Genomic DNA, 12,337 nt, shown 5'->3' with positions numbered 1-12,337 from the left:
TTCGGCCACGGTGCCCGTGCTCACGCCACCGATCACCGCCGCGTCTTCCGCGCCGTTGATGGTCACGGTGATGGTCTGGCTGCTGCCGTCGGTCGCCGTGTAGGTGATGCTGTCGGTCACGCTTTCATTCGCGTCCAGGAACTGCACCGCCGCGTTGTCCAGGGTGTAGGTCCAGCTGCCACCGCTTAACACGAAGCTGCCGTAAGCGTTGTCGCCCGCGGTGCTCGCCACGTCCGCGAAGCTCACCGGGTTGTCGCTGCTGTCCACGTCGCTGATGCTCAGCGCACCACTGGCGGTTTGCGTGCCGTCTTCGGCCACGGTGCCCGTGCTCACGCCACCGATCACCGCCGCGTCTTCCGCGCCGGCAACATTGATTGTTAAAGTCGACTGAATGCTGCCGTTAACAATGTAGTCCACATTAATGCTGGCTTGATCCCCTTCGTTAAGGAAATCAAACAATGGGTTTAAACCATTATCAAACGTCAGGTTGCCATCGCTATTGAGCGTAAATACACCGGTAAAACCCGTTTCTTTGTGGGTAATAGTGAACTCGGCTTGGCCGTAGCTGAAGCCTGTTGCGCTGATGGTAAACAGGTGGGTAAGGTCGACATTATTAATAATAATGGACTCATCACCGGTGGAGGTGATGACATTACCGCCGTTGTTGGGCGTTGAGTTGTCGAGTAAATTAAATTCACCCGCACCAATGTTGTCGTTCTCGCCGATGGCAATCGACTCATTGCCATCGGTTACCGAGAGATCGTGATTAATAACTAAGTTTGCTTCGTTGGAGACGCTGCCATCGGCATCAATTAATTGATAGCCAAACGCTTCATCGGCGGGGTTTGCTGCCGATTCAATATAGTCAACGCTGTGCACAGAAAAGTGATCGTCAGTGTCTGCACCTGATATGACTAAATACTGGAAGCTAGCACCTGGCTCGACATGAACGCTGTAAGGCAAAACATCAAAACTGCCTGAGCCTACCTCGTTGAAATTTTCATCGTAAGCAACCCAGCGGCCATCATCCGTGCTGCCGACTTGTCCAAACAGGACGTTGGCCTGACTGGCGCTGGTGCCTAAGTCGAGGATAAGCGCCTGACTTTGCGGACCATTGTTATCGCTCGAGTCAATCGTAGAGATATCACCCGCACCAACCCGCACGCCCACTTGGTTTTGCGCAAAAACAACATTGCCAGCGTGCGCCGCATCGAGAACCGCTGGATTTAAATTACCGGCACTATCGGTATAAGCATCGCCCGATGCAGCAAAGCCATACAAGGCCACACCACTCCAGCTCGCGGCGTCGCCACCACCGGTATTAACCGGCGCTGGTGCCGTAGCATTAGAGGTGTAGGTGTAATTACCCTGGGTGTCGATCTGCAGCACACCGTTAGTTGCGGCAATTGTCCAGGTACTGCCATTAAACTCTGCACTGTTACTATCGTATGTAACACCGCCATAGCTGACTTGATTAAGTGACGCGCCGTCGGCGCCCAACGTATCGGCACCCGCTCCGGTAATAACATTGCCACTCGTACTGCCGCCCAGCACTACCGTGTCGGCGTCGTCAACGGCGGCCGGGGCAGTGTCCAGAATTTGGATGTCTAAGTTGGCGTTGGTGGTAGTTCCGGTAACATCGGTAACGGCGATGACAACCGTGTCGATAACATCGCCTACGCTATGATCAACCGCGGTATTATTTTCGACAAACTGATAAGAGATAACACCAGTAGCGCTATCGTAGTTAGTAATTGTTAAGCTGCCATTGGCTGTTGTGATAACGACGGGAGTCGTCCCCGCAGCGCTGATGTCTTGCCCATCAACCGTTACGCTCGTAATACCCGCCTCGGCGCTAACGCTAGCCGAACCAACCACGGTACTGCCTGTCGCCTCCGTGACACTATTGTCAGCTGGCGTAAGCTGACCATCGCTGTCGGTGACCACAATGACGGGCGCGGCATCGGTTGCGCCATTAATCGTGACCGTAACCGTGTTACTACTAACGTTGCCATCGCTGTCAGTGACGTTATAGGTGAAGGAGTCTTGCAGCTGCTCACCGTCGTCCAACTGTTGAACCGCAGTTTGGCCGCCGTTTAAAACATACGTGTACTGGCCACTAGCATCGATACTAAATTGACCGTAGTTACCCGCCACATTGTTTTGTACGTCAACATTAAAGGTATCAGCGCCGGCAGCAATAGTGACGCCGCCGATGACCTGAGTGCCGTCTTCGGCAATCGAGATATTGGCAGCTTCAGCGGTTGGGGCGGTATCCAGAATATAAACGTCGAGGTTGTCGCTAACGGTAACGCTGGCCGTGTCGGTTACGCGGACTTCGAAGCTGTCGACGACATCGCCAGCGGTGTGATCGGCGGCACTGCCAGACTCGGTAAATTGATAGCTGATGACGCCGGTCGCTGCATCGTAACCGGTAACCAACAACTGCCCTTGCGGGCTGTTAATGGTAACAGGTGTATTGCTTGCCCCGGTAATATCGAAACCGGCGATGGTAACGGCAGCTATACCCGCTACCGCCTGGACATTAATCGTACCATTTACGGTGGTACCACTCGCCTCGGTAACACTCGCCTCGCCCGGTTGCAGCTCACCATTAAGATCGTTAATTAAAATAGTCGGTGCGCTTAAATCGACGGCGTATGCTTCACTGGCGTTGGCCGAACCTTGAGCTCCATCGGCACCCACACCGATAACGCGGCCGGTAACGGTCGTGTCGGCGTCATCGATCAAACCTTGCCCGGGCACTTGTACCGAGAAACGGCCGTTGCTATCGGCAACGGCTTGATAGCTTTGTCCGTTAACCGTAATGGTTACCAATGAGAACCCAATGGCTGGGTCAGCCGTCACGGTGCCAGTTAGGGTTACCATGCTGCCCGCCTCAGAGGCGTCTATCAGGTTATCGCCTGTTACCGGGTCGATATCCAGTGTCATGGCGGCATTATCGGGCGTATCGTTATCAAAAATCCGCAAGGTGCCCTGTGAATCAGCCAGAGCTGCATTGGTGGGATTGGATAGATTAAGCAGAGCAAACTCTGGGTTCGGTTGCGACTCGATAATATCGTCGTCAATTACCGGTACTGTCACAGTAACCGAGGTTTGGCCTGGTGCGAAAACAGCAACACCTTGTACCGCCGTGTAGTCTTCGCCGGCCAAGGCGCCCTGGTCGGCGGTTTGATAGGCAACGGTTACGGTTTCTGTGCTGGGCTCGGAAAGCGTTAAGGTAAATACCGCATCGCCGTCACCCTCAACCACCAGAACATAATCGAGGCTAATCAGCGGAAGGTCCTGACCTTGTGCATCGTTGTCTATAATGCCGAATTGCAGGTGCTCGTCGTACACGTTATCGCCCGAGACAACCGCATCAAAGTATTCGATAGGGTCTTCAATAATAGCATCGTCAAAGATCGGCACGCGAATCTCGACACTGCTATCGCCAGCGCCTAATACAAACTCAAATATCGGCCGCGGCAACCCCGAATCGCTATTAACGGTGGAGTGCAACTGCATTTGCTGCCAGGTTTGGCCGCCATCGTTGGAGTACTCGAGTGGCACCAAGTAATCATCCGCGTACTCGGCAATCGGGTAGCCCAGCTGATCGCTGAGTAACTCGCTGGTAAAGTTAATTAACAGCGACGAATCTGTGTCAAAAACCAGCTCGCTATTAAGAGTAAACTGATTGAAACCATCGCCCTCCCCGACGTCCTGAATATCAGCCGACAGGTGCGAGCGGTATTGATCCTGGGTGGCCGAGGTCACGTCGCGGAATACGGTCCAGTCTTCGACGCGATAATCGATAGACAAACCTTCAAGATCATACTGGTCGGTATCGGGGCTTAACACAATGGCGTATTCGCCGTTACCGCGATCCTCCAGCACACCAATATCGGTGTAACTGGCGCTTAGCTGGACATTGCTAACCAGTAAGTTCTCGGTAATAACCTGACGCCCTACCGCCCCTTCAAGCAGATCATCGGTATTAAAAGTAATCTCACCATTTAATTCGTTGTAGTTGTACTGGATAAGCCCGCCGGGTACGTCGAGCACATCTTCGGTGCGCTCATCAGCGGTTACCGGCCCGCGATCGCCGGCCAGCTCTTCGATGGTGACCGCAACGTGCTCCATGGCGATGGTTTCAAACACGTTATCGCCGGACGGATCCCGCTCACTATCGCGGGTGAACTCGATACCTACACTGGCCAGCGCCTGCGAGATCATCTCTTTACCGGCGGTGGCAATATTTAACGGCGCACCGGTGGTTGGATCAATATAGTTGGCAAAGGCATCACGGATTTCGGGCGTGATGGTGATGTTGCTCTCGTAGCTGGCTTGGTTGTTCTGCAAATCATTCGTTTGCAAAATGCCATCATTAGGCGTCGAATCGGTTAAGTCGTTGTCGAGGGCCTGTAAAAAGATGGCCATGTTCTCGACATAGTTTGAGTTGCTATCGGACAGTGCGGTGCCGGCAATATCCTGCAAAAACAATACATTGCCGACAATGGCATCGGCACTAAATTCGGCAACGGTAACATCGCCCACGGTAAAGGTGATGGTATCGCCGGCACGATAATAAAAAGAGCCGTCCGCGCCCGCCTCACCGGTGATACCGCTTAAACCCGAGCTGGTGGTAAAGCTCACGCCGTTGACAAAATTATCGGTGAATTGCGCAACATTAACCGGGTTAAGGATAAAGTCGGCGTCATCGCTGGCGCTGGCCGAATTGCCCGCAGTGTCTTGTACGGTGATGCTGGCAGCAACGCTTGCATCAGCATCCGTCACAAAATCATTGGCCGCTACGTCGATGGCAAAAGTACCGCCATCCACTTGTCCCGAATAGGTGTTTCCGCCAATGGTTATCTCAACGATATCGCCATCGACAACGTCGCCACTGACCGAGCCCGTAACGGTGGTGTTTTCGCCGTTAGCGGCGGCAATCGCAATGGCGTCGGTATCGGTAATCTCATCAAGGGTAATAGAAACAACCGGCAGCTCGGTATCAACTGCGTAGCCTTCGCTATCGGTCGCGGTAGCCTCGCCATTAACATCGCCGGTCGATGTGGTAATACTGGCTTCAATTTGGTTGTCGGCGTCGGCAACTAAATCGCTGCCGGCAACATCAATGCTAAAGGCGCCACCGGTAACTTCACCGGTATAAACAACATCATTAACCGTTACGGTGACTAGATCACCATCACTCACATCGCCCGATACGGCGCCGGTGATGGCAATCGTTTGCCCCGCCTCTTGGGCGTTAATAATGTCATCGGGGGTTATTTGCTCATCGAGCGTAATAGCAACTTGTGGTGCCTGGGTGTCAACGCTGTAGCCTGCGCTTGTGGTGGCGCTGTAGCTCTGGCCACTATCGCTAGTGCCGTCAACGCTCGCCGAAATAACATTCGCAGCGGCTAAATCGGCCCCGGCGACGGCAATACTAAAACCACCACCGGCGAGGACGGTGCCGGTATAGTCGTTGCCATTAACGGTTAAGGTGATGGTATCGCCCGATTGCGCATCGCCACCCACCTGGCCGGTAACCACGACGTTGCCGGCGGCTTCGGCAGCGCTGATGATGTTATCGCTGGTGATATTATCCAACGCAATAGTGGCCGCTGGAGGCTCAACCGGTGGCGGAGGAGGCGGCGGCGCAACGCCACCCGGTACGTCGTCAAAACGAATAGCCGCCGAGTCGGTCAGGGAGCCATCACTGACGGTATAACTTACCTCGGGCACCGGGCCACTGTAGCCGTCACTCGGGGTGAAATAGAATTCCCCGTTTGCATCGATGCCAAATACCCCGGCATCTCCTAGCGGTACTTCATCGCCGGGCGCAAAAACGGTGTCGTTATCGGCAACGCTAAAGCCAACAACTTGCAAGTTATCGCCATCGAGGTCGGAGTCGTTATCGAGCGCATTGCCGGTAACGGTAGTGGTAGCAAAGGTCTCTAACGGGCCGTCATCGACAGCATTGGGCGCATCGTTAACCGGGGTGACACTCAGCTGCACAGTGGCGGTATCGGTGGCGCCCGAATTGTCAGTTACAATGACATTGAAGCTATCCGGACCGTTGTAATTCTCGTTAGGCGTATAAGTAAAAGCACCCGTGTCTGGGTCAAGGGTCACGCTGCCATTGGCAGGAGGTATGTCCAGGGCATAGGTGAGGGTATCGCCAAGGTCGACATCACTCGCGTCAACCTGACCCGCAAGAGGGGTATCCTCAGGTGTCGTTACGGTTTGGTCTTGCGCCACCGGCGCATCGTTCACGGCGATAACATCAACTTGCGCAACACTTACGGCGCTCTGAGTACCGTCACTTACGGTTACTGTAAATTCATCGGCTCCATTAAAATCGGCATTCGGGGTGTATTCGAACTCGCCCGTCGCGGGGTTTAAGGTGACGGAGCCATTGGCGGGAGGCTGAGTCAGCGTATAGCTGAGGCTATCGCCATCGAGATCTTGCGCGCTGATCTGCCCCAGAACCGGGGTATCTTCGCCGGTTGAGAGAGACTGATCAGCCGTGGTGGGCGCATTATTTACAGCAAAGTCGTCGGCCTCGGCGGTGGTCGCCTCCGCACGGGAGCCGGCGGCAAACTCGTAGGACTGACCATCCACCGTTTCATTGATACGCTCAACCCGAACAAAACTATGGCCACCGCCAGAGGTGCTTTGGCCCGCTGCGGGCGCCTGGTCGAGCATATCCAGCAGATCGCCGTCCCCCCCAAGCAGCAGGCTGTCGTTTTCATCCAGGCCGGCTAAGATGGCATCAAATTGCTCATTGAGAACACTGGCCTCATCGCGGGCGGCAGCGGTATCGGGCCAAAGATCCGGGCTCATGGCAACATCTTGCACACCGCTAAGTGTAACCGGAGCGGCATCGCCAAAATCCAGCTCAATACGGGTGCCGGCCTCGGTCACTAAGCGCTCATCGGCCGCGATCACGTCGCCCACCGCTAGCTCGCGCAAAGAGCCGTCTTCTGCCCTTGCCCATGCTCGCCCTTGCAATACACTCACGGTTGCCGCTTGAGTCGCCATCGAGTTCTCCAGTCCTAACCAAATCAGATATCCGCACCGTTTTGGCGCGGAATTTTTATTAGTGACAGGTTAAGATGAAAAAAGCGACACGGCTATTGTACCTAAGTCCAATATTGCAAATGAATATAAAGGTGCCCGCTTAAGCGCTAACAGAAGTAAAGGAGGCCGCAAAGCCGCTGGTAGATGGGGGGAGAGGTTAGCCGGAGGCCGTGAGAGTAAGCCCACCCCCGGATATACGGGGGTGGCACGTAACTACAAGTCGACGTTCGCCTGCGCATGATTGAGTAAAAACTCCGAGGCGTCACTATTATCTGAGCTATAAGCGGCCGAATCACCACTGGGCAAATAAGGTGCGTCGGCATTAGCAATCGGGGCAGAGGCATCTAATAAGACGGGGCTGGTACTACCAGCTGCAGGCTCTTCCGCCCCTGGCAGCCACTGAGATAAATCCTCATCGTCATCCTCCAGCAAATCGCCAAAGCCCAGTGCCTGACCGGAGCTATTAAATTCGCCGGCCGCCGGCTGATCGTTAGCGCTCGGCTCGGCCAAGTGCCAGTCCAGTACGTCGGCCTCCGGCTGGTCGGCACTCTCGATCGCAGCTGCATCGATCGCAACTGCATCCATCGCAAATGCCCCCGCCGCAAATGCCCCCGCCGCAAAAGCCGTCGCCGTATTAGGTTGCGACTGAGCACTGGCGGCAAATGTCTCGATACCGGAAAAAACGCTGACGGTAACATTACCTAAGTCCGAGGCACCACTTGTATCATTGACTTGATAAACGATGTTGTCGGTGCCGATAAAGCCGCTGGCGGGAACATAATTTAAGGTGCCATCGGCATTAATGGTAACGGTGCCGGTCTCTGCTGTGGCACTAAAAACAGTAAGGTCGTCGTTTTCGGCATCGGTGTCGTTGGCCAACACGTCGATGACAATACCGGTACTGTTATTGGGGACGGAATCCACCACATCATCCACCGCCACGGGTGCATCATTAACAGCGCTAACACTAATATCGACACTAGCCGATTGAACACTGTTCGCAGCACCCTGACCGTCATCTACCGAGAAATCAAAGCTGCCCATGTAATCGGCCGCCAGCTCCTGCGGGGCGCTGTACAGTAAACCTGTTAGCTCCACCGCACTAAAGGTATCGTTTAACGCCAGCACGGTGCCGTTGGCGAGCGTCACCTCACCGACATCAGGCAGGCCGGTTACCGTTACGGTTAACGCGTCGCCGTCAGCGTCCGTGGGGGCGGCAATACCCAGTGGTGTATTCACACACTCTTCAGCGACCGCAATAGCACTGCCCGTCACAACCGGCGGATCATTCACATTCAGCAAATCAATGTTAACAGTGGCCGTATCTGTGCCGCCCTGGCCATCGTCGGCATCAACGCTAAGGCTATAGCTACCCACCTGCGCGTCATCCACATCCGCGGTTAAGCTGATAGCGCCGCTAGAGGAGTCGATGGCAAACCAACCGGCGCTGTTGCCGGCGGTAATGCTGTAAGTCAGGGTATCTCCGTCCGGGTCGATAGCGCTCACGGCACCCACCTCGGTGCCGCTGGGCGTGCCTTCGTTCAGGCTAAAGGCGTAGGTGTCATCGTCATTGCCACTGGTTTCGCCGACAAAATCTGGCGTCGGATTGGCGATGATCCAGCTAAAGCTTTGACTGGTCGCTTCGCCGCCAGAGTCGGTGGCGGTTACCGTTACGTTGTATACGCTCCCGGCGGCGGCATCGGCATCGAGCGTACCGCTAATCACACCGCTGACCGGGTCAATAGTTAAAGAGGGCGGCAAGCCGCTGGCGCTGTAGGTAAAGACATTGTCGGCATCGATATCAGCAAAACTACCACTGACATCAACGCTGACTGCTTCAGACTCATCCGAGGATTGGTTGGCTATGGCGCTGGAGGTAGGTGCGTCATTAACACCGGTGACATTAATGGTTACGGTAATCGGATCGCTGATCCCGTCGCTGTTATCTTGCACGATATATTGAAAGGTGACCTGCCCGGTATCGCCGGCGTCCAGCTCCTGAAAATTATCGCCCGGATCGTAGCTGTAGCTACCGTCGGTACTAAAGCTAAGCGACCCGGGCCCGGCAAAACTACCATCGACCAAGCGGTACGCAATAACCGTTCCGTCCACGTCTGTCGCGGCCGGGACACTGGCATTTAATACAGAATCTTCATCGACGGTAACCACGATGTCATCACTGACGGGAACATCATTAATGCCCTCAACATTAACCGTCACAGTGGTCGTGCTGCCATCGGATAAATTGATGGTAAACACATCCGCTTCATCGTCACCGTTATTCAGCGCTTGCGCATTGGGGCCTAGGTTGTACTCCCAATTGCCATTGGCATCTAACGTTAAGGTGCCGTAATCACCATCCAGCGTTACAGGAATAAAGCTTAAGTCAGCGCCGTCATCATCCGGATCGGCCGCCGTCAATTGCCCAGTGGCCGCCGGGTTGGTGTCATCTTCGGTAATGTTGACAGTGTCCGCACTAATAACAGGCAAGTCGTCAACACCCACAATGGTAATGGTAACGGTTTGCTCATTACTGACGCCACTCTCATTATCTACGGCAGCGAAGTTAAATTCCACTTGAGTGGTTTCGCCTTCGGCTAAATAGTCGTAGCTCCCCCGTGGATCAAATAAATAAGTACCGTCGGAGTAAAAAATTAATTCGCCTGGGGCTGTGGAGTCATCGCTCACATAAATCAAATCGCCGCGCTGCACATACCCAACAATACGCCCCAGGCTGTCTACATCAGTCGCCAGAGGAAGAACGTTCGCGAGCGCCGTATCCTCGTCAATGCTTGCCGAAACGTTATTGTCGCTACCATCAATGACCGGCACATCATTGCTACCGGTAACCGTAACAATTACCGTGCTGGTCGCGCCATTAGTGGCCGCTACCGTAAACTCATCGGTAACTTCCTGTCCAGCATTTAGCGCGTCAGTATCCGGATCAATATTATCGAGGATGTAGGTCCAGTTACCACCGTTATCCAGAGTAAAGTGTCCGTACACACCCTCGATGTTCTGCTCGACAAAGTTTACCGCCCCATCGGCCGATTCGCCGTCGTCAACATCAGTAAAGACGATGACACCAGCAGCGACATTATTAGCCGCGTCATCTTCAATCACTCTACCGCTATCATTCGACAAAGCAGGCAAATCATCTTCACCCTCAACAGTGATACAACCGGTTCCGATATTACTAACGGCGCCGTTATTATCAATCGCCTGAAAAGTAAAACTAAGGCTGGTCGTCACACCGTCGGGCAGGTGATCAAACTCGGTACCCGGATCGAAGGTAAAGCTGCCGTCGGCATTAATCACTAGCGTAGCATCGCCCAGCTCATCAGAATTCAGCACTTCATAGGTAACAATAGTACCGTCAACATCAGTACCGTTGAGCTGGCCGCTGATCAGGGAGTTTTCACCGGTGACAACGATATTGCAAGGGAGATCTTCCACTACGGGTGCGTCATTGGTACCAATAATTTCAATGGTTACCTCATCATTCCCTGCGCCTGCGGGGATAACCACGGTAATATCATCTCCAGGCCCTAGAGCAGGTATGGATGGCGCCTCACTGCCATTAGCCCGATCGGGGTCTAAGGTGTAAGTCCAATTACCATCACCGTCAACCACCAGGGTGCCGTAATCATCATCGTACGAGCCGGGTGTATAACTATCCAGCGGTCCACCAGACACCGAGTCGGTAGCATCCTCAATGATTATTCCAAAATTCGGATCGGCGGGCTCGTCATCGGTTGAACCACTCAAGGTGAAGGTTATTGTACCGATATCCGATCTCGCCCCTTGCTCATCAAACGCACGATAGGTAAAGCTCAGTACTTCCACATCACCATCATCCAGATCGCTATAAGCAAAACGAGGATCGAAAGTGTATGTGCCATCGGTATTAAAGATTAGGGAGCCGGGAGCAAAGTCATCAGCTTCCACCAAGCCGTAAAAAAAACCTTTGGTGATACCATTGCCGTCATCGTCGATATAACCGTCATCTTGATCCACATCGCTTACAATAGACAACGCGCCCTGATAGATCGAATCTTCATTGGAATTTACGGTAATAAGAGGGTCGTCCAACGTGGGGGCATCATTGGTGCCGGTGACGTTAATAATAATATTGGCGGTCGATATATCGTCGTTTAAATTCACTACGAAATTGTCGGTGACTTCATCGCCCTGATCGAGAGGGTCAGCATCGGCAGCACGCAAGGTATAACTCCAACCACCATCAACATTAATCGTTAGGTCGCCCCAAACACCTGAATAAGCATCGGCTATAAACGCCAAGGCAGGATTGTCAACATCACTAGCGCTAATGATGCCCGATGCTGTAGGACTAATATTTTCTACGACATTCCCAGAGCTACTTCCAATTTCCGGTGCATTATCAATACCAACGACCGTTATCGTGACCGTCCCTGGGGCAGAAACGGCACCATTATTGTCAGCGGCCGCATACTCAAAAGTGACCTCGCGGGTTTCACCCGCAGCTAAATCATCGAACTCCCCGCGAGTTAAAAATCTGAAGGTGCCATTGGGCTGTAAAGACAAACCACCTTCGGACACATCGGAGATAAGACCATAACCGTAGATCTCGCCATCAACATCAGCGCCGCTCAGTTGTCGCAGTTCGAGATTTTGGTTCTCGTTGACGCTAAAGGTTAAATCTTCAACCGTGGGCCTATCATTAACACCCTGGATATGAATCGTTACCGTTGTCTCTACATCGTCATCGTTGGTTGTGGCGGTATCACCACCGTCGGTTAGCGCGATGGTATATACCTGATCACGAGTCTCGCCAATACTTAACGCATCTACGGTTTCGTTTTGGTTAAGCTGATACGACCAAGAGCCATCCGCACTGACCGTCAAAGTGCCATAATCATCGGCGTAAGTGTCGGCAATAAAAGCCATATCAGGGTTGTCGATATCAAACACACTGAGTGAACCATTTGCCGTTAACGTAGTATCTTCTCGTACGGCGGTATCGTTTGTCCCGGTGATGACGATCGTCACGATATGCTCGGCCGTCGCGCCCTGGGAGTCAGTGACAACCACGGTGTATTCCAGCGTCAACTGATCATCTTGTTCGAGGTAGTCAAAGACCTCACTGCCACTGCTGAAAACCCAGTTAATAACACCGCCAGTAGCACCACTGACGATCACATCACCCGAATTGACACTCAGCATGGCCAGCAAAGCTGACGTCGATAGCGGCCCCACAACACCTGACGCA

The 12,337-nt window shown here is 53.5% G+C and carries 2 protein-coding genes; both read right to left on the bottom strand.

Annotation, left to right across the window (positions count from 1 at the left end; genetic code table 11):
• The coding region (locus AAC019_RS04230) for a retention module-containing protein (RefSeq protein ID WP_339897319.1) at positions 1–7,047 on the bottom strand (7,047 nt) is incomplete at its 3' end.
• Positions 7,048–7,299: 252 nt separating this feature from the next.
• Complete coding sequence (locus AAC019_RS04225) at positions 7,300–12,291, bottom strand: VCBS domain-containing protein (RefSeq protein ID WP_339897328.1); 4,992 nt, start codon at positions 12,289–12,291, stop codon at positions 7,300–7,302.
• Positions 12,292–12,337 lie beyond the last annotated feature (46 nt).

Origin of the sequence: uncultured Gilvimarinus sp. (genome assembly GCF_963975215.1) — a bacterium.
Lineage (GTDB): Bacteria > Pseudomonadota > Gammaproteobacteria > Pseudomonadales > Cellvibrionaceae > Gilvimarinus.
The sequence above is the reverse complement of the archived record's forward strand: the minus strand, read 5'-3'. Positions and strand labels throughout refer to the sequence as shown.